The organism is Pseudomonas sp. NPDC077649, from assembly GCF_044542855.1.
GTDB lineage: Bacteria > Pseudomonadota > Gammaproteobacteria > Pseudomonadales > Pseudomonadaceae > Aquipseudomonas.
Window position 1 is genome coordinate 78282 of sequence record NZ_JBITVF010000004.1, and the last position, 16779, is coordinate 95060.

The following is a 16779-nucleotide window of genomic DNA, read 5'->3' on the forward strand; positions in this document are numbered from 1 at the left end:
AGCCAACGCATACGGATGTCGCATGAAACTGGTCTAGACCGCTGGCGCCCCGAGCGCCAGCGCCAGCAAGGGCTGCCGCAGGTACTGCTCGTCGCAGTTGGACCCGGCGCCGCCGCGATCCACCACCAGGAAGCGCCCGGGGCGCTCCAGGCACAGCAGCGGGTGGTGCCAGGTGCCGCGGGCATAGTTGACGCCCTGATCCGGTGCGCTGACGAAGGCGCGGATCTTCGACTCGTCCAGCGCGCCGGGCGGGGCGACGACGATCAGCATGCGCGCGCCGTCCACCGGGTAGAAGGCCTGGCTGCCCAGCGGGTGGCGTTCGAGCATGCGGATCTCGATAGGCGCGTGCCAGGCCTGGCCCTCGAACAGGCTCAGCAGCACCCGTGATGCGCTCCCGGCCGCCTCGATGCGGGCCAGGTCGTGGTAGCGGGTGGTGGTGCCGGCGTTGATCGCAAAGGATGTGGCGCCGGCCGCTTCGATCACCTCGCCGAAGGCGGCGAAGGCTTCGCGGCTCAGCGGCTCGATGCGCAGCGCCAGGGGCGCCGGCGCGTTCACAGGTTCACCGAGCCGATAAAGTTGCGCAGCTCCTCGGTCTGCGGCGCGGCGAACAGCGCCCTGGGGTCGCCGATCTCGTGCACCTTGCCCTGGTGCATGAACACCAGCTTGTCGCCGACCTCGCGGGCGAAGCGCATCTCGTGGGTGACCATGATCAGGGTCATGCCCTCGCTGGCCAGCTGCTTGACCACCGCCAACACTTCGTTGACCAGCTCCGGGTCGAGCGCCGAGGTGATCTCGTCGCACAGCAGCACCTTCGGCGACATCGCCAGGGCGCGGGCGATGGCCACGCGCTGCTGCTGGCCGCCGGACAGGCGCTCGGGGTAGGCGTCGAACTTCTCCGCCAGGCCGACCCGTTCGAGCATCTGCCGCGCGACTTTCTCGGCTTCGGCGCGCGGGATCTTCTTCACCACCTGCGGCGCCAGCATGACGTTCTCGCCGACCGTCAGGTGGGGAAACAGGTTGAACTGCTGGAACACCATGCCGACCTTCTGCCGCAGGCTGCGCAGGTCGGCGCGGGCGGCGTCGATGTAGTCGCCGTCCACTTCGATCACGCCGTCGTTGATCGATTCCAGGCCGTTCAGGGTGCGCAGGAAGGTGCTCTTGCCCGAGCCGCTGCGCCCGATGATGGCGACCACTTCGCCTTCCTCGACCGCCAGGTCGATGCCCTTGAGCACGTGGTTGTCGCCGTAATACTTGTGCAGGGCGGTGACGTTAAGCAGTGACATTCAGCCTCCTTTCCAGGCGGTATGCGGCGAGCGAGAGCGGGTAGCAGAGCAGGAAGTAGCCGAGGGCGACGAAGCCGTAGACCATGAAGGGCTCGAAGGTGGCGTTGGCCAGCATGCTGCCGGTCTTGGTCAGCTCGGTGAAGCCGATGATCGAGGTCACCGCGGTGCCCTTGACCACCTGCACCGAGAAGCCCACGGTGGGCGCCACGGCGATGCGCAGCGCCTGCGGCAGCACCACATGGCGCAAGGTTTCCAGGCGGCTCATGGCCAGGCTCTCGGCGGCCTCCCACTGGCCGCGGCCGACGGCCTCGACGCAGCCGCGCCAGATCTCGGCGAGAAAGGCGCTGGTGAACAGGGTCAGGGCGCAGGCGGCGGCCAGCCAGGGCGACACGTCGATGCTGAGCAGGGCGATGCCGAAGAACACCAGGAACAGCTGCATCAGCAGCGGCGTGCCCTGGAACAGTTCGATATAGCCCTTGGCCAACAGGCGCGGCACCCGTAGCGGGGCGATACGCGCCAGCAGCACCAGCAGGCCGGCGATGCCGCCGCAGACGAAGGCCACCAGCGACAGCAACAGCGTCCACTGCAGGCCGGTGAGCAGGTTGCGCAGGATGTCCCAGAGGGTGAAGTCCATCAGCGCTCTCCCATGACGAAGCGCCGGCCGATCCAGGCCAGCAGCTGGCGAATCAGGATGGCCATGAGCAGGTACAGCGCGGTGGTCAGCAGGTAGGTCTCGAAGGCGCGGAAGTTGCGCGACTGGATGAAGTTGGCGGCGAACGACAGCTCCTCGGTGGAGATCTGCGAGCACACCGCCGAACCCAGCATGACGATGATGATCTGGCTCGATAGCGCCGGCCATACCTTGCCCAGCGCCGGGCGCAGCACCACGTGGCGGAAGCTCTCGAAGCGGCTCATGGCCAGTGCCGCCGCGGCTTCCAGCTGGCCGTGGGGAATCGCCTGGATGCCGGCGCGGATGATCTCGGTGGAGTAGGCGCCGAGGTTGATCACCATGGCCAGCACCGCGGCTTCCCATTCGCTCAGGCGCACGCCGAGCGAGGGCAGGCCGAAGAAGATGAAGAACAGCTGGACGATGAAGGGCGTGTTGCGGATCAGCTCCACGTAGACGCCGAACAGGCGGTCGAACGGACGGATGCGCCAGGCGCGCAGTATCGCCCCGACTATGCCCAGGCCGACGCCAAGCACTGTGCCGACGGCGGTCAGGCCGAGGGTGAAGGCCGCGCCCTGCAGCAGCAGGTCGGCCTGCTGCAGGACGGCGGCGAAGTCGAACTGGTAGGCCATGGCTCAGCGCTCCGCGCGGCTCAGAGGTCGGCCGGCAGCGGCTGCTTCAGCCACTTCTGGCTGATCGCCTCGAGGCTGCCGTCGGCCTTGGCGGCGGCGATGACGGCATTGACCTTGTCCAGCAACGCGGCCTGGTTCTTGTTCACACCGACGTAGACCGGCGAGTCCTTGAGCTTGAGTTTCATGCTCGGAATGCGCTTGGGATTGCGTTCGGCGATGGCCACCATCACCACGTTGCCGCTGGCGATCAGCTCGACCTGGCCGGACAGGTAGGCGGCGATGGTCGAGTTGTTGTCCTCGAAGCGCTTGATGGTGACGTCTTGCGGCGCGACCTTGCTCAGTTCGATGTCCTCGATGGAGCCGCGGGTGACGCTGATGGTCTTGCCGGCCAGGTCGTCGAGGCTGGCGATGGCGGCGTCCTCCGGGCCGAACACGCCAAGGTAGAAGGGCGCATAGGCGGCGGAGAAGTCGATCACCGCTTCACGCTCGGGGTTCTTGCCGAGGCTGGAGATCACCAGGTCGACCTTGCCGGTGGTGAGGAAGGGAATGCGGTTGGTGCTGTTGACCGGGGTCAGCTCCAGCTTCACCGCCAGCTTGTCGGCCAAGAGCTGTGCGGTGTCGATATCCAGGCCGCGCGGCTGCAGGTCCGGGCCGACCGAGCCGAACGGCGGGAAATCCTGCGGCACGGCGACTTTCAGCACGCCGGCCTTGCTGATGTCGTCGAGCGCATCGGCGTGAACGGTGCTGGCGCCGAAGGCCAGGGCGGCGAACAGGGTACCCAGCAGGGTGCGGTGAAATGTGCGCATGTCGAACTCCCGATGAATAAACGAAAACTGCAGCGTTTTGCCTGGCTCGTGCAGTGCATTGCCTGTGCCAAATTCAATGAAATCAGGGCCTGCATCGCTGCAGGCGAGTGGAAACAAGGTCTTACTGGTCTGAACAGTTGGCGTAGCTGACCAGTTGGTCAGGGAGGGGCTGTGCCATCTCGGTGCGTTCGCGCGGAGTGCTGTTCCACAAGGGGGCGTCGCTTGCCTGGAGTGGGCGTCTGGCCGTACAAAGGCGGCTTCACTGGACTGACCGGCCCGAACAGTCATGCACGCCACCGCTCCCCGTGCCGTACCCGAATACGCCCTGCAGGCGATCCGTCAGCTGATCGAGAGCGAGGGCTATCGCCCGGGCGATGCGCTGCCGTCGCAGCGCGACCTGGCCGAACGCCTGGGCGTCAGCCGTGCGTCATTGCGCGAGGCGTTGTCGTCGCTCAGCGCGCTGGGCCTGGTCAGCGTGCAGGCCGGCAAAGGCGTGTTCGTCCAGGAACCGGCCAAGGGCGAGGCGGCCGGCGCTTTCGTCTGGCCCTTCGCCGCGCAGGTGTCGGCGGCCGATACCTTCCAGCTGCGCTTCGCTCTGGAGGGCTTCGCCTGCGGCCTGGCGGCCGGGGTGCTGACCGCGCAGGAGCTGGACCTGCTCGAAGACAACGTCGAGCAGATGCGCCGCGAGCTGCGCGCCGGCGACTTCGAACGGGCGGCGCGGCTGGATTTCGAGTTCCACCAGCGCATCCTCGCCGCCAGCGGCAACCAGGCGATGTTCGCCCTGGTGGCCTCCAGCGCCGAGATTTTCCTGGAGAGCCAGAAGCTGCCGTTCATCCGCCCGGAGCGGGCCATGGAAACCTGGCAGGAGCACCGCAAGATCCTCAAGGCCCTGGCCCGGCATGCCGCGGGCCCGGCGCAGAAGGCCATGCAGCAGCACATTCGCGCCGCCGCGCTGCGCACTGGAATAGCCTTCATCACGCTTGGTGATTGAAACTATTGAGTGGCTCAATCGCCAGTGCCTTTCGGTGTCAGGCAAGCCGGGCTATGATGGCGCCACTTTTTGCTTCCGATCACGGAGACTCCCCATGAGCGAATTCATCACCAACGTCAGCGATGCCAGCTTCGACCAGGACGTCCTCCAGGCCGAGGGTCCGGTTCTGGTCGACTACTGGGCTGAGTGGTGCGGCCCGTGCAAGATGATCGCGCCGGTGCTCGACGAGATCGCCAAGGACTACCAGGGCAAGCTCAAGGTGTGCAAGCTGAACATCGACGAGAATCAGGAAACCCCGCCGAAGTTCGGCGTACGCGGCATCCCGACCCTGATGCTGTTCAAGAACGGCAACGTCGAGGCGACCAAGGTCGGCGCGCTGTCCAAGTCGCAACTGGCGGCCTTCCTCGACAGCAATATCTGAGTTTCGTCGCTCGTGAAGAAGCCCCGCCTGGTGCGGGGTTTTTTCGTTTTCGGGGCTAGACGCTGATTTTTCACGGTGTTAAATTCGGCCTCGCTGCATTTCCTATGCAGCCCTCTGCATGCCGTCGCCGACTCATTCCTATACGAACTCGTTCGCGATCCTGTCGCCTTCCCTGCGGCGCGGCCTCTCAAGCTAACAGCTTTCTTCTCCTCTCGATGATCACGTCATTCCTATGAATCTGACCGAACTCAAGCAAAAGCCGATTGCCGAACTGCTGGACATGGCCGAACAGATGGGCCTGGAAAACATGGCCCGTTCGCGCAAGCAGGACATCATCTTCGCCCTGCTGAAAAAGCATGCCAAAAGCGGCGAGGAAATTTCCGGTGACGGCGTGCTGGAGATTCTCCAGGACGGTTTCGGCTTCCTCCGTAGCGCCGACTCCTCCTACCTGGCCGGCCCCGACGATATCTACGTCTCGCCCAGCCAGATCCGCCGTTTCAACCTGCGTACCGGTGACACCATCGTCGGCAAGATCCGTCCGCCGAAGGAAGGCGAGCGATATTTCGCCCTGCTCAAGGTCGACAGCATCAACTTCGATCGTCCGGAAAACGCCAAGAACAAGATCCTGTTCGAGAACCTGACGCCGCTGTTTCCGACCAAGCGCCTGACCATGGAGGCCGGCAACGGCTCCACCGAGGACATCACCGGCCGGGTGATCGACCTCTGCGCGCCGATCGGCAAGGGCCAGCGCGGCCTGATCGTCGCCCCGCCGAAGGCGGGCAAGACCATCATGCTGCAGAACATCGCCTCGAACATCACCCGCAATAACCCCGAGTGCCACCTGATCGTTCTGCTGATCGACGAGCGCCCGGAAGAAGTGACCGAAATGCAGCGCACCGTGCGCGGCGAAGTGGTCGCCTCCACCTTCGACGAACCGCCGACCCGCCACGTGCAGGTCGCCGAGATGGTGATCGAGAAGGCCAAGCGCCTGGTCGAGCACAAGAAGGACGTGGTCATCCTGCTCGACTCCATCACCCGCCTGGCGCGCGCCTACAACACCGTGATCCCCAGCTCCGGCAAGGTACTCACCGGTGGTGTCGATGCCCACGCCCTGGAGAAGCCCAAGCGCTTCTTCGGCGCCGCGCGCAACATCGAGGAGGGCGGCTCGCTGACCATCATCGCCACCGCGCTGGTGGAAACCGGCTCGAAGATGGACGAGGTGATCTACGAGGAATTCAAGGGCACCGGCAACATGGAGCTGATCCTCGACCGCCGCGTCTCCGAGAAGCGCGTGTTCCCGGCGATCAACATCAACAAGTCCGGCACCCGTCGCGAAGAGCTGCTGACCGGCGAGGAAGAGCTGTCGCGCATGTGGATCCTGCGCAAGCTGTTGCACCCGATGGACGAAATCGCCGCCATCGAGTTCCTCATCGACAAGCTGAAAGCGACCAAGACCAACGACGAGTTCTTCCTGTCGATGAAGCGCAAGTAAGCGTCGCGTCTTGTCACCAGGCCGGGGAAACCCGGCCTTTTGCTATCTGCGCTCCCGCCGCGCCTTCTGAAAGCCCGACTTCGGCGCTAAACTTTGCGCCCGACTCCAGCCAGCCCGACACGAGGCTCCTGCATGCAGTATCGCGACCTACGCGACTTCATCCGCGAACTTGAACAGCGCGGCGAACTCAAGCGCATCCAGACCCCGGTTTCGCCCATCCTGGAAATGACCGAAATCTGCGATCGCACCTTGCGCAAGGGCGGTCCGGCGCTGCTGTTCGAGCAGCCCACCGGCTTCGACGTGCCGGTGCTCGGCAACCTGTTCGGCACCCCCAAGCGCGTGGCCCTGGGCATGGGCGCCGAGGATGTGGGCGAGCTGCGCGAGATCGGCAAGCTGCTGGCGTTCCTGAAAGAGCCGGAGCCGCCGAAAGGCCTCAAGGATGCCTGGAGCAAGCTGCCGATCTTCAAGAAGGTCATTTCCATGGCACCCAAGGTGGTCAAGGACGCGCCCTGCCACGAAGTGATCGAGGAGGGTGACGAGGTCGATCTGAACCGGCTGCCGATCCAGCACTGCTGGCCGGGCGACGTAGCGCCGCTGATCACCTGGGGCCTGACCATCACCAAGGGGCCGAACAAGGAGCGGCAGAATCTCGGCATCTATCGCCAGCAGGTGATCGGCCGCAACAAGGTGATCATGCGCTGGCTCAGCCACCGTGGCGGCGCCCTGGATTACCGCGAGTGGTGCCAGAAGCACCCGGACCAGCCCTACCCGGTATGCGTGGCCCTGGGCGCCGACCCGGCGACCATCCTCGGCGCCGTCACCCCGGTGCCGGATACCCTGTCCGAATACGCCTTCGCCGGCCTGCTGCGCGGTCATCGCACCGAGCTGATCAAGGCCATCGGCTCGGACCTGCAGGTGCCGGCCAGCGCCGAGATCGTGCTGGAAGGCGTGATCCATCCGGGCGAGACCGCGCCGGAAGGTCCCTACGGCGATCACACCGGCTACTACAACGAGGTCGACACCTTCCCGGTGTTCACCGTCGAGCGCATCACCCGTCGTCGCCAGCCGATCTACCACAGCACCTACACCGGCCGGCCGCCGGACGAGCCGGCGATTCTCGGCGTGGCGCTGAACGAGGTGTTCGTGCCGATCCTGCAGAAGCAGTTCCCCGAGATCACCGACTTCTACCTGCCGCCGGAGGGCTGCTCCTACCGCATGGCGGTGGTGACCATGAAGAAGCAGTACCCGGGCCACGCCAAGCGCGTAATGTTGGGGGTGTGGTCGTTCCTGCGACAGTTCATGTACACCAAGTTCGTTATCGTCACCGACGACGACATCAACGCACGGGACTGGAACGACGTGATCTGGGCGATTACCACGCGCATGGACCCCAAGCGCGACACCGTGATGATCGACAACACGCCGATCGACTACCTCGACTTCGCCTCGCCGATCTCCGGCCTCGGCTCGAAGATGGGCCTCGACGCCACCCACAAGTGGCCGGGCGAGACCAGTCGCGAATGGGGGCGGGTGATCGAGAAGGATGCGGCCGTGGTGGCGCGCGTCGACGCACTCTGGGGTGAGCTGGGAATCGATTGATGAACGTCACCCTGCAACCCTCCGGCGTCACCCTCGCCCTGCAGCCCGGCGAGCGCATCCTCGACGGCGCCCGCCGCCTCGGCTACGACTGCCCGCAGAGCTGCCGCAACGGCAACTGCCATATCTGCGCCGCCTTGCTGGTGGAAGGGCGGGTGCGGCAGAACGGCGCCGAGCTGGATCACGGCGAGCTGTTCACCTGCCTGGCCGAGCCGCTGCAAGACTGCGTGCTGCACTGGGACGGCGTGCTGGCGCCGGGTGAGCTGCCGGTGCGCGAACTCAGTTGCCAGCTGATCGAATGCCAGGACGTCGGTGGCGACGTGTTCCGCGTACGCCTGCGCGCGCCGGCCGGCAAGGCGCCGCGCTACCACGCCGGGCAATACCTGCTGTTGCAGCGGCACGACGGCGAGATGGCGGCCTTCTCCCTGGCCTCGGCACCGCACTGCGGGCGCGAGCTGGAGCTGCATATCCTGGCGCGCGACGACAACACCCGGGCATTGCTCGTCTATCTGCGTGAGCAGGGGCTGGCCCGCGTGCAGCTGCCGTTCGGCGACACCCACCTGGCCGAGTTGCCGGACGGACCGCTGGTGCTGATCGCCGCCGGCACCGGCATGGCGCAGATGCACAGCCTGATCGAACACTGTCGCGCCGCCGGTTTCGCCCATCCGGTGCACCTGTACTGGGGCGCGCGGCGGCCCGAGGACTTCTACGCCCTGCCGCACTGGAGCGACTGGCAGCGCCTGACCAACCTGCACCTGCATCAGGTGGTCAGCGATTCGGGTACCTGGGCGGGCCGTTGCGGCCTGCTGCACGAGGCGGTGCGCGAGGACTTTGCCGACCTCAAGGCGCTGCACGTCTACGCCAGCGGCTCGCCGGCGATGGTCTACGCCACCCTCGATGCGCTGGTCGAAGCCGGCATGGACGCCCACCAGATGCGCGCCGACGTATTCGCCTACGCGCCAAGAGGCTGAATTGAAAAAGCCGCCCCAGGGCGGCTTTGCTCATGCCGGCGTGCACACCGAGTCAGGCTCGGTGCGCATGGCGCACCCTAGCGAACCTGCACCACCACCTTGCCCACCGCCTTGCGCTGGCCGAGGGCGTCGATCGCCTCGCCGCCCCGCGCCAACGGGAAGCTCTGCGACACCAGCGGTTTGAGTTTGCCTTCGGCGTGCCAGGCGAACAGCTGCTGGAAGTTCTCGGCGTTGTCCTGCGGTTGGCGCTGGGCGAAGGAACCCCAGAACACGCCCACCAGCGACGCACCCTTGAGCAGCGGCAGGTTGGCCGGCAGCGTCGGGATGCCGCCGCCGGCGGCGAAGCCGACCACCAGGAAGCGGCCGTTCCAGGCGATGCTGCGGAAGGCTTCCTCGAACAGCGCACCGCCCACCGGGTCGTAGATCACGTCGACGCCCTGGCCGCCGGTGAGCTTCTTCACCTCGTCCTTCAGGCTCTGCTCGCTGTAGTTGATCAGCTCGTCGGCGCCGGCCTGGCGCGCCACCTCCAGTTTCTCCGCCGTGCTGGCCGCGGCGATCACCTTGGCGCCCATGGCCTTGCCGATTTCCACCGCCGCCAGGCCGACGCCGCCGGAGGCGCCGAGCACCAGCAGGGTCTCGCCCGGCTGCAGATTGGCGCGCTGCTTGAGCGCGTGCATCGAGGTGCCGTAGGTCATGCCGAAGGCGGCCGCGGTGGTCAGGTCCATGCTCTTGGGCACCGGCAGCACGTTGTAGGCCGGCACCGCCACTTCCTCGGCGAAGCCGCCCCAGCCGGTCAGCGCCATCACCCGATCACCGGCGCGCAGGTGGCTGACCTTCTCGCCCACCGCCTTGACCACGCCGGCCGCCTCGCCGCCCGGGGCGAAGGGGAAGGGCGGCTTGAACTGGTACTTGCCCTCGATGATCAGGGTGTCGGGAAAGTTGACCCCGGCGGCGTGAACCTCGATCAGCACTTCGTTCTTTTTCGGCTCGGGGCTGGCGATGTCTTCCAGCACCAGGGTTTCGGCGGGGCCGAAGGCTTTGCACAGCAGGGCTTTCATCGGATGGCTTCCTCCACAAAGGTGGCTTGCAGTGTAGGAGGGCGCCCGGGGCGGTCAACGAGCATGCCCGGCCCTGATAGCTCGGCATAAGCCTTGGGTGCGCGCGCGCGGATGGCTATGCTAGGCGCAACCCCGATGGAGTGATTGCCCGTGAAAGTGATGAGCGCCCTGTTGCTGAGCCTGTCGTTGTGCCTGCCCGCCCTGGCCGAGGAGGAGCAGAAGGAAGAAGCGCCGCAGACGCTCTATTACAACTTGGTGCCGGCACTGATCGGCAACCTCGGCGACGGCGGCAATCGGCTGAAGTTCTTCAAGGCCGACGTGGCCCTGCGCGTCAGCGGCGCCGAGGCCGAGGCGCGGATCAAGCACCACGACCCGCTGATCCGCCATCAACTGGTGCTGCTGTTCTCCGCCCAGACCAGCGAAACCATCAACGCCCCCGACGGCCGCGAGAAGCTGCGTCAGGAAGCGCTCAAGCAGGTGCAGCAGGCGCTCGAGGCGGAGGAGGGCAAGCCGGTGGTGGAAGACCTGCTGTTCAACAACCTGATCATCCAGTAGCGCTCATTCCGGCGTCGCCGCGGGCTGCCACAGGCAGGTGCGGTTGCGCCCCCCGTGCTTGGCCCGGTACAGCGCCTGGTCGCCCTGGGCGAGCAGCTCGCCGGGCGCCTCGTCGCTGACCGGGTCGACCACGGTCAGGCCGATGCTCAGGCTCAGGCGCCCCAGCGGGCTGGCCGGATGGGCGATGTCGAGGTGGGCGATGGCCGCGTGGATGCGCGCGGCGACGTGTTCGCCACCCTCCAGGCCGGTGTTGGCGAGGATGATGGCGAACTCCTCGCCGCCGTAGCGGCAGGCCACGTCGCCCTCGCGCTGCAGGCTCTCCTGCAACACCGTGCTGACCTTGCGCAGGGCGTCGTCGCCGGCCAGGTGGCCGAGCGCGTCGTTGTAGGCCTTGAAGTGGTCGATATCCAGCATCAGCAGCGCCAGCGGCGCGCCGATCCGCCGCAGGCGACGCCACTCGGCCTGCAGCTGCTGGTCGAAGTAGCGCCGGTTGTACAGCCCGGTCAGGCCGTCGAGCTGCGACAGGCGCTGCAGCTGGGCCTCCAGTTGCAGGCGCTCGCTGTTGTCGCGCGACACCGCGATCAGGTACTCGCGGCCGTGCAGCTGCACCAGCTGGGTGTTGATCTCGGCCGGCTGGCGGCTGCCGTCGCGGCGGATCAGCTCGCGCTGGAAGATTCGCGAGAGGTTGTCGCGCTGCGCCTGGCGCGCCTGCTCCAGCCAGCGGTGAAAGCCGGGCAGGAGTTTTTCCGGGTCGTCGCGCAGCAGCTGGGCGAACTGCTCGGGGCGATAGCCGAGGCTGGCGTAGGTGGCCTGATTCATGTGCAGCAGCTCGCGGCTGGCGCTGTCGAAGATGAACAGGCCGTCATGGCTGGAGTCGGTCAGGTCGAGCACCAGCTGCAGGCGTTCGCGGTTCTCCGACAGGCGCTGCTCGGTTTCCTCGCGGCGCGTCGCCTCCACCTTGAAGCGCCGGTTGGCCACCTGCAGGGCGTGGGCGCGCCGGCTGTTCTCCAGGGCCAGGGCCAGGGCGGCGACCAGCAGCAGGCTGATCGCCAGGCCGGCGCCCAGCACCACGCCGGGTAGCGGCGTGTTCAGCTGCGCCAGCAGTTGCGCGGTGGGGCTCAGGCGCAAGCTGAAGCCGCGGTTGTTGAGCAGTTGCAGGTCGACTCGCTGGCTCAGCCCCGGGGCGCCGTCGACCTGGCCGTGGCGAAACAGGCTGTGGCCGTTTTCCAGCAGCTCCAGGTTGAAGGCGTCGCGGTCGATCTGGCCGAGCAGCTGCTGCATCAGCGGCTCGACGCGAAACACCCCCTGGAGGAAACCGTCGAACACCCGCGCGCCGCCCTCGTCGCGGTACAGCGGGGTGTAGAGGACGAAGCCGCGGCCGCCCTGGACCAGCTCGAAGCTGTTGGAGAAACGCTGCTCGCCGCTGTCGCGCGCCTGCATGGCCAGCGGGTAGTTGGGGTGATCGGCGGTGAGACGAAAGTTCAGCGCCGCCTCGTTGCCGGCCAGCGGCAGCAGCCAGCGCATGCGCAGGTCGTCGCCGACCCACTGGATCGATTGATAGGCGGGGAAACCGCGCAGCGCGTGGGCCACCTCCTCCTCCCAGCTGGCCCGCGGCAGCCGGCCCAGGCTGTTCCACAGACGGGCGATGCGTTCGAGGCTGGCGACCTCCAGGTGCAGGGTACTCTCCAGCTGACGGGCCAGGCTGCGCGCCTGGTAGCCGAGGCGCTCCTCCAGACGCTGCTGCCGCTCGCCCTCGAGCTGACGCCAGAGCAGCACGCTGGCACTGCTCAGCACCACGAGGAGGAGGGCCAGCGCCAGGCGCGCCGGCCAGGCGGAAAGTGCCGGCATGGGCGGACTCCGAAGGCTTCCCCGTGGTGATAGCACAGTGCCGGCTGCGACTCAACGCATGGCGAGAATCGCCGCCCATTCGGCCGCGCCCACCGGCATCACCGACAGCCGGCTGCCGCGCTGCACCAGCGCCAGTTCGGCCAGCAGTGGATTGTTCTTCAACTGCGGCAGCGGCAGCACCTCGGCGAAGGCCTCGACGAACTCCACGTCCAGCGCGCTCCAGGGATTCTTCTCGGCGCTGGCCTTGGCGTCGAAATAGTGGCTGTGCGGCTCCAGCGCGGTGGGGTCGGGGTAGGCCGGGCCGGCGATGCGGCCGATGCCGGCGATACCCGGCTGCGGGCAGCTGGAGTGGTAGAAGAAGAACAGCTCGCCCGGCGCCATGGCGCGCAGGAAGTTGCGCGCCTGGTAATTGCGTACGCCGTCCCAGCGCGCACGGCCCAGGCGCTGCAGGTCGTGGATGGATAATTCGTCGGGTTCGGATTTCATCAGCCAATAAGGCATGAACTTTGCTCCTGCAGACCGGTCCGTACGCGGACGCTCGTTTGAGTGGAGATCTCCGACGGCCGGTTGGCGCCGGAAATTGCACAGTGCTCGGCACTGGCGGAAAATGCCCGGCTTAACGCTTGGCGACGTCGGATTGCATAAAACAATAACGCCGCGATCAACGTGCGCAGTTGCCTTGAAGGGGGAGGCAATAGATGAAACGCAAGCCAGATCTTTTGTGGGTTCTCGTAGTGCTGTTCAGCCTGGGCGTGGTTACCACGGGTTACACCCAGAGCCTTTGGGAGCGTCAGCAGGACGTCCCGGTCAATGTAACGCAGCAGCCCTGAGTTTCGGGTCGCCAGCTTCCAGCGCCGCAGGGAACGCGGTGCCACTTCCCCGCCTTCAGTACCAAGCCCTGTCCGTTACCGTCGCCTGCAAGGGCACGTCCCAGCTGGCCAGCGCCAGCTCGTCCACCCGCTGACATTCGTGCGCCAGGCCCAATAGCGTCGGCTTGTGCCAATTTTTGCGCCTGTGCAGGTAGGCCAGGCTGCGGTCGTAGAAACCGCCGCCCATGCCCAGGCGGCCGCCGCGCGCGTCGAAGCCCACCAGCGGCAGCAGCACCAGGTCCAGCGCCCAGACCTTGCGCTGGCGCGCCGGCTGCGGGCGCGGCTCGAGGATGCGGAAGCGATTGCCAGCCAGTTTCTCGTGCCGGGTGACGCGCTGGAACACCATCTTGGTGCGCGGCCAGGCGCTGAGCACCGGCAGGTAGGTGCGCTTGCCGCGCTTCTGCGCCGCGGCCAGCAGCGGCCGTGGATCGATCTCGCCGTCGGTGGGCAGGTACAGGGCGATATCGCGGGCGCGGCGAAAGCGCGGGTGTTGCGCCAGCTGGCGATACAGGCCGCGGGCGGCGCGGCGTTGCTGGCTGCGGCTGAGGCTGCGGCGGCGCTGACGCAGCAGGCGGCGCAATTGCGGGCGACTGGGGGCGGCGCTGGCGGTCATGAATGGAGGCTGCGGAGCGGGGCGCGGCGGCCCGGGTGGGCGCTGGCTGAAAGGATGACTTCCCGGCGTGCCGCTGTCGGTTTAGCCCTTGAACCCGAAAGTTCAAGGTGGAGGATGCAGGAGGCGTTAAGGCTTTCCGTCAGGCGGACATGCACACCGGCCCCAACATGCAACCCCCGTGGTTGTGCGTATCGGCTCAGGGACATCCCCAACTGGCGCACACCCCAGGAAGTGGCGGCCAGTATACCCGAACCCCGCAGCCGAGGGGCGGCCTGCGACGAAGTGGCAGGCATGGCGGCTCAGGAGGCCTGGTCGTCGGTCAGCGCCTGGTCGACGCGATCAAGCAGGTCACGCACCTGCTGGCGCGTCGAACTGGCGTCCTGATCCAGGCGTTGCTGCTTGTGCAGCAGGTCGTGGGTGATGTTCAGCGCGGCCATCACCGCCACGCGGTCGGCGCCGATCACCTTGCCGCTGGTGCGGATCTCGCGCATCTTGCCGTCGAGATAACGGGCGGCGCTTTCCAGGTTGGCGCGTTCGTCCTGCGGGCAGGCGATGCAATATTCTTTGTCCAGGATATGGACGGTCACGGTGTTCGACTGGGTCATGTGTCCTGCTCCAGGGCTTTGAGGCGCGAAATCATCGATTCGACCTTGTGCCGGGCCAATTCGTTCTTTTCGATCAGATGGGCGCGTTCCTCGCGCCAGGCCTGTTCATTCGCCAGCAGGAGTCGGTTGTGAGCCTTGAGCTGCTCGACGCGCTGGATCAGCAGTTCCAGCTTGGCGGTCAATACGTGCAGATCGGCGTCTTCCATGGGCTCTCGCTTCGGGAGGGAATGGCTGGACTATATAGGCGTGTCGCGGCGGCGGGTCAAACCCTGGCGGCTGCGGCGTGACGAACACGTCGCGGGCGCCCCGGCGGCCTCGGATGGTCTTGGCGCGCCTGCCGGTGCTAGGATACGAGGCCTCCATTCTAGAGATTGCGCCGCCTGGCGCCTAGCTATCTATGTCGACTCCCAGCTCCCCCTACGCCGCCTTCGCCGCCCTGCTGAGCAGCGCCGGGCATTCCGTTTCCCCCGCCGAACTGCACGGCCTGCTGCTCGGCCGCAGTTGCGCCGGCGCCGGCTTCGAGGCCGAGGCCTGGCTGCTCGACGCCGCCGAGCTGCTCGGCAGCGAGCCGCAGGACAACGTGCGCCAGGCGCTGATCGGCCTGCAGGAGATGGTCAAGGGCGAGCTGTGCAGCGAAGACGTCACCGTGGTCCTGCTGCTGCCGGACGACGAGGCGCCGCTGGCGCAGCGCGCCGTCGCCCTCGGCCAGTGGTGCCAAGGCTTTCTCGGCGGCTTCGGCCTGACCGCCCGCGACGGCGCGCTGAGCGGCGAGGCCATGGAAGTGTTGCAGGACCTGTCCGCCATCGCCCAGGTGCAGAGCGCCCTGGAGGAATCCGAGGACGGCGAGAGCGATTACATGGAAGTCATGGAATACCTGCGCGTGGCGCCGCTGCTGCTGTTCGCCGAGTGCGCCAAGCCCGCGGCGCCTGCGGCCAAACCCTCCCTGCACTGAGTTCTTCCGGAGCCCGTCTTGATCAGCATCCCCAAGTCCGAGTATGCCCGCCGGCGCAAGGCGCTGATGGCGCAGATGGAGCCCAACAGCATCGCCATCCTGCCGGCCGCGCCGGTGTATATCCGCAACCGCGACGTCGAGCACGTCTACCGCCAGGACAGCGACTTCCAGTACCTCACCGGCTTCCCCGAGCCGGAAGCGGTGATGGCGCTGATCCCCGGTCGCGAGCATGGCGAGTACGTGTTGTTCTGCCGCGAGCGCGACCCCGAGCGTGAGCTGTGGGACGGCCTGCGCGCCGGCCAGGACGGCGCGATCGCCAACTACGGTGCCGACGACGCCTTCCCCATCGGCGACATCGACGACATCCTGCCCGGCCTGATCGAGGGGCGCGAGCGCGTCTACTACGCCATCGGCTGCAACCAGGAGTTCGATCACCGGCTGATGGAGTGGATCAACCATATCCGCGCCAAGGCCCGCCAGGGCGCCACGCCGCCCAACGAGTTCGTCGCCCTCGACCACCTGCTGCACGACATGCGCCTGTACAAGTCGGCCGCCGAGGTGAAGGTGATGAAGGAGGCCGCCGAGATCAGCGCGCGCGCCCACGTGCGTGCCATGCAGGCCAGCCGCGCCGGGCTGTTCGAGTACCACCTGGAAGCCGAGCTGGATTACGAGTTCCGCAAGGGTGGGGCGAAGATGCCGGCCTACGGCAGCATCGTCGCCGCCGGCAAGAACGCCTGCATCCTGCACTACCGCGAGAACGACGCGGCGCTCAAGGACGGCGATCTGGTGCTGATCGACGCCGGCTGCGAGATCGACTGCTACGCCAGCGACATCACCCGCACCTTCCCGGTCGGCGGCAAGTTCTCCGCCGAGCAGAGGGCCATCTATGAGCTGGTGTTGGCCGCGCAGGAGGCCGCCTTCAAGGAGATCGCCCCGGGCAGGCACTGGAACGAGGCGCACGAGGCCACCGTGCGGGTGATCACCGCCGGCCTGGTCGAACTTGGCCTGCTCGAGGGCGAGGTCGAGGCGCTGATCGCCAGCGAGGCCTACAAGGCCTTCTACATGCACCGCGCCGGTCACTGGCTGGGCATGGACGTGCACGACGTCGGCGACTACAAGGTCGGCGGCGAGTGGCGCGTGCTCGAGCCGGGCATGGCGATGACGGTCGAGCCGGGCATCTATATCGCCGTGGACAATGAAAAGGTCGCCAAGAAGTGGCGCGGTATCGGCGTGCGCATCGAGGACGACGTGGTGGTGACCAAGAGCGGCTGCGAGATTCTCACCAACGGCGTGCCCAAGACCGTCGCCGAGATCGAGGCGCTGATGGCCGCCGCGCGCAGTCAGGCCGCCTGAGCCGATGAATCGCGTGCAGCTGGCGATTATCGGTGGCGGGGCTGTTGGGAGACGGCTCGGTGCCAGC

General features: G+C 66.8%; 20 protein-coding genes and 1 other RNA gene. 9 read left to right on the forward strand and 12 right to left on the reverse strand.

The window, feature by feature from the left end; translation table 11 throughout:
- Positions 1-33: 33 nt before the first annotated feature.
- Genes ACIGFL_RS13865 through ACIGFL_RS13885 form a run of 5 tightly spaced genes read right to left on the reverse strand, consistent with a single transcriptional unit; the run spans position 34 to position 3388 of the window.
- Positions 34-555, reverse strand: a complete 522-nt coding sequence (locus tag ACIGFL_RS13865) for an ureidoglycolate lyase (protein ID WP_397497561.1) — start codon at positions 553-555, stop codon at positions 34-36.
- Positions 552-1283: an amino acid ABC transporter ATP-binding protein gene (locus ACIGFL_RS13870; protein ID WP_397497562.1), complete on the reverse strand. Its 732-nt coding sequence runs from the start codon at positions 1281-1283 to the stop codon at positions 552-554. Before ACIGFL_RS13870 ends, ACIGFL_RS13865 begins: the two co-directional genes overlap by 4 nt.
- Positions 1270-1920 (reverse strand): amino acid ABC transporter permease, encoded by a 651-nt coding sequence (locus ACIGFL_RS13875; RefSeq protein ID WP_397497812.1) that lies wholly within the window; start codon positions 1918-1920, stop codon positions 1270-1272. The genes ACIGFL_RS13870 and ACIGFL_RS13875 overlap by 14 nt, the downstream gene beginning before the upstream one ends.
- Complete coding sequence (locus ACIGFL_RS13880) at positions 1917-2582, reverse strand: amino acid ABC transporter permease (RefSeq protein ID WP_021443365.1); 666 nt, start codon at positions 2580-2582, stop codon at positions 1917-1919. Before ACIGFL_RS13880 ends, ACIGFL_RS13875 begins: the two co-directional genes overlap by 4 nt.
- 20 nt (positions 2583-2602) lie before the next feature.
- On the reverse strand, positions 2603-3388 hold the full coding sequence (locus ACIGFL_RS13885) for a transporter substrate-binding domain-containing protein (RefSeq protein ID WP_397497563.1): 786 nt from the start codon (positions 3386-3388) through the stop codon (positions 2603-2605).
- A 286-nt stretch (positions 3389-3674) separates the two neighbouring features.
- On the opposite strand from ACIGFL_RS13885, the gene ACIGFL_RS13890 reads away from it, so the two are divergent.
- From ACIGFL_RS13890 to ACIGFL_RS13910, 5 genes are all read left to right on the forward strand, one after another.
- A complete protein-coding gene (locus ACIGFL_RS13890; protein WP_021443363.1) occupies positions 3675-4379 on the forward strand; it encodes a FadR/GntR family transcriptional regulator in 705 nt (234 codons plus the stop codon).
- 94 nt (positions 4380-4473) lie between these two features.
- Positions 4474-4800, forward strand: a complete 327-nt coding sequence (trxA, locus tag ACIGFL_RS13895; protein WP_021443362.1) for a thioredoxin TrxA — start codon at positions 4474-4476, stop codon at positions 4798-4800.
- Positions 4801-5032: 232 nt separating this feature from the next.
- Positions 5033-6292 carry a transcription termination factor Rho gene (rho, locus tag ACIGFL_RS13900; RefSeq protein WP_021443361.1) on the forward strand — a complete coding sequence of 420 codons (1260 nt, stop codon included), beginning with the start codon at positions 5033-5035 and terminating at the stop codon, positions 6290-6292.
- Positions 6293-6424: 132 nt separating this feature from the next.
- Positions 6425-7891 (forward strand): 4-hydroxy-3-polyprenylbenzoate decarboxylase, encoded by a 1467-nt coding sequence (gene ubiD / locus ACIGFL_RS13905; protein WP_397497564.1) that lies wholly within the window; start codon positions 6425-6427, stop codon positions 7889-7891.
- A complete protein-coding gene (locus ACIGFL_RS13910; protein ID WP_397497565.1) occupies positions 7891-8859 on the forward strand; it encodes a CDP-6-deoxy-delta-3,4-glucoseen reductase in 969 nt (322 codons plus the stop codon). The genes ubiD and ACIGFL_RS13910 overlap by 1 nt, the downstream gene beginning before the upstream one ends.
- Positions 8860-8936: 77 nt before the next feature.
- Here ACIGFL_RS13910 and ACIGFL_RS13915 read toward each other — a convergent pair whose 3' ends face one another.
- On the reverse strand, positions 8937-9917 hold the full coding sequence (locus ACIGFL_RS13915; protein ID WP_397497566.1) for an NADPH:quinone oxidoreductase family protein: 981 nt from the start codon (positions 9915-9917) through the stop codon (positions 8937-8939).
- 150 nt (positions 9918-10067) lie between these two features.
- Between ACIGFL_RS13915 and ACIGFL_RS13920 the strand changes: the two genes are divergently transcribed.
- Positions 10068-10472, forward strand: coding sequence for a flagellar basal body-associated protein FliL (locus tag ACIGFL_RS13920; RefSeq protein WP_031302947.1), 405 nt, complete (start codon positions 10068-10070; stop codon positions 10470-10472).
- A gap of 3 nt (positions 10473-10475) precedes the next feature.
- On the opposite strand, the gene ACIGFL_RS13925 is transcribed toward ACIGFL_RS13920, so the two are convergent.
- Positions 10476-12320 (reverse strand): diguanylate cyclase, encoded by a 1845-nt coding sequence (locus tag ACIGFL_RS13925; RefSeq protein ID WP_397497567.1) that lies wholly within the window; start codon positions 12318-12320, stop codon positions 10476-10478.
- 51 nt (positions 12321-12371) lie between these two features.
- Complete coding sequence (locus ACIGFL_RS13930; RefSeq protein WP_021443355.1) at positions 12372-12821, reverse strand: EVE domain-containing protein; 450 nt, start codon at positions 12819-12821, stop codon at positions 12372-12374.
- Between the two features lie 197 nt (positions 12822-13018).
- Here ACIGFL_RS13930 and ACIGFL_RS13935 point away from each other — a divergent pair, with 197 nt between their 5' ends.
- Positions 13019-13150 (forward strand): hypothetical protein, encoded by a 132-nt coding sequence (locus ACIGFL_RS13935; RefSeq protein ID WP_021443354.1) that lies wholly within the window; start codon positions 13019-13021, stop codon positions 13148-13150.
- Positions 13151-13205: 55 nt separating this feature from the next.
- On the opposite strand, the gene ACIGFL_RS13940 is transcribed toward ACIGFL_RS13935, so the two are convergent.
- From ACIGFL_RS13940 to ACIGFL_RS13955, 4 genes are all read right to left on the reverse strand, one after another.
- Positions 13206-13802, reverse strand: coding sequence for a 5-formyltetrahydrofolate cyclo-ligase (locus tag ACIGFL_RS13940; RefSeq protein ID WP_021443353.1), 597 nt, complete (start codon positions 13800-13802; stop codon positions 13206-13208).
- A 55-nt stretch (positions 13803-13857) separates the two neighbouring features.
- Positions 13858-14036, reverse strand: a non-coding RNA gene (ssrS, locus tag ACIGFL_RS13945) — 6S RNA.
- Positions 14037-14101: 65 nt separating this feature from the next.
- Entirely contained in the window at positions 14102-14407 is a 306-nt protein-coding gene (locus ACIGFL_RS13950) for a cell division protein ZapA (RefSeq protein WP_397487072.1), read from the reverse strand.
- Positions 14404-14613, reverse strand: a complete 210-nt coding sequence (locus ACIGFL_RS13955; RefSeq protein ID WP_004373292.1) for a TIGR02449 family protein — start codon at positions 14611-14613, stop codon at positions 14404-14406. The genes ACIGFL_RS13950 and ACIGFL_RS13955 overlap by 4 nt, the downstream gene beginning before the upstream one ends.
- A 191-nt stretch (positions 14614-14804) precedes the next feature.
- On the opposite strand from ACIGFL_RS13955, the gene ACIGFL_RS13960 reads away from it, so the two are divergent.
- Positions 14805-15359: a YecA family protein gene (locus ACIGFL_RS13960; RefSeq protein WP_021443352.1), complete on the forward strand. Its 555-nt coding sequence runs from the start codon at positions 14805-14807 to the stop codon at positions 15357-15359.
- 18 nt (positions 15360-15377) lie between these two features.
- Positions 15378-16712, forward strand: a complete 1335-nt coding sequence (gene pepP / locus ACIGFL_RS13965) for a Xaa-Pro aminopeptidase (RefSeq protein WP_397497568.1) — start codon at positions 15378-15380, stop codon at positions 16710-16712.
- Positions 16713-16779 lie beyond the last annotated feature (67 nt).

Bases quoted from the DNA above. Each gene is read 5' to 3' on its own strand.
- ACIGFL_RS13955 (WP_004373292.1), bottom strand. From the start codon at position 14,613: ATGGAAGACGCCGATCTGCACGTATTGACCGCCAAGCTGGAACTGCTG.
- ACIGFL_RS13950 (WP_397487072.1), bottom strand. From the start codon at position 14,407: ATGACCCAGTCGAACACCGTGACCGTCCATATCCTGGACAAAGAATAT.
- ACIGFL_RS13870 (WP_397497562.1), bottom strand. From the start codon at position 1,283: ATGTCACTGCTTAACGTCACCGCCCTGCACAAGTATTACGGCGACAAC.
- rho (WP_021443361.1), top strand. From the start codon at position 5,033: ATGAATCTGACCGAACTCAAGCAAAAGCCGATTGCCGAACTGCTGGAC.
- ACIGFL_RS13885 (WP_397497563.1), bottom strand. From the start codon at position 3,388: ATGCGCACATTTCACCGCACCCTGCTGGGTACCCTGTTCGCCGCCCTG.
- ACIGFL_RS13880 (WP_021443365.1), bottom strand. From the start codon at position 2,582: ATGGCCTACCAGTTCGACTTCGCCGCCGTCCTGCAGCAGGCCGACCTG.
- ACIGFL_RS13940 (WP_021443353.1), bottom strand. From the start codon at position 13,802: ATGACCGCCAGCGCCGCCCCCAGTCGCCCGCAATTGCGCCGCCTGCTG.
- ACIGFL_RS13935 (WP_021443354.1), top strand. From the start codon at position 13,019: ATGAAACGCAAGCCAGATCTTTTGTGGGTTCTCGTAGTGCTGTTCAGC.
- ACIGFL_RS13890 (WP_021443363.1), top strand. From the start codon at position 3,675: ATGCACGCCACCGCTCCCCGTGCCGTACCCGAATACGCCCTGCAGGCG.
- ACIGFL_RS13960 (WP_021443352.1), top strand. From the start codon at position 14,805: ATGTCGACTCCCAGCTCCCCCTACGCCGCCTTCGCCGCCCTGCTGAGC.
- ubiD (WP_397497564.1), top strand. From the start codon at position 6,425: ATGCAGTATCGCGACCTACGCGACTTCATCCGCGAACTTGAACAGCGC.
- ACIGFL_RS13910 (WP_397497565.1), top strand. From the start codon at position 7,891: ATGAACGTCACCCTGCAACCCTCCGGCGTCACCCTCGCCCTGCAGCCC.
- trxA (WP_021443362.1), top strand. From the start codon at position 4,474: ATGAGCGAATTCATCACCAACGTCAGCGATGCCAGCTTCGACCAGGAC.
- ACIGFL_RS13930 (WP_021443355.1), bottom strand. From the start codon at position 12,821: ATGCCTTATTGGCTGATGAAATCCGAACCCGACGAATTATCCATCCAC.
- ACIGFL_RS13915 (WP_397497566.1), bottom strand. From the start codon at position 9,917: ATGAAAGCCCTGCTGTGCAAAGCCTTCGGCCCCGCCGAAACCCTGGTG.
- ACIGFL_RS13925 (WP_397497567.1), bottom strand. From the start codon at position 12,320: ATGCCGGCACTTTCCGCCTGGCCGGCGCGCCTGGCGCTGGCCCTCCTC.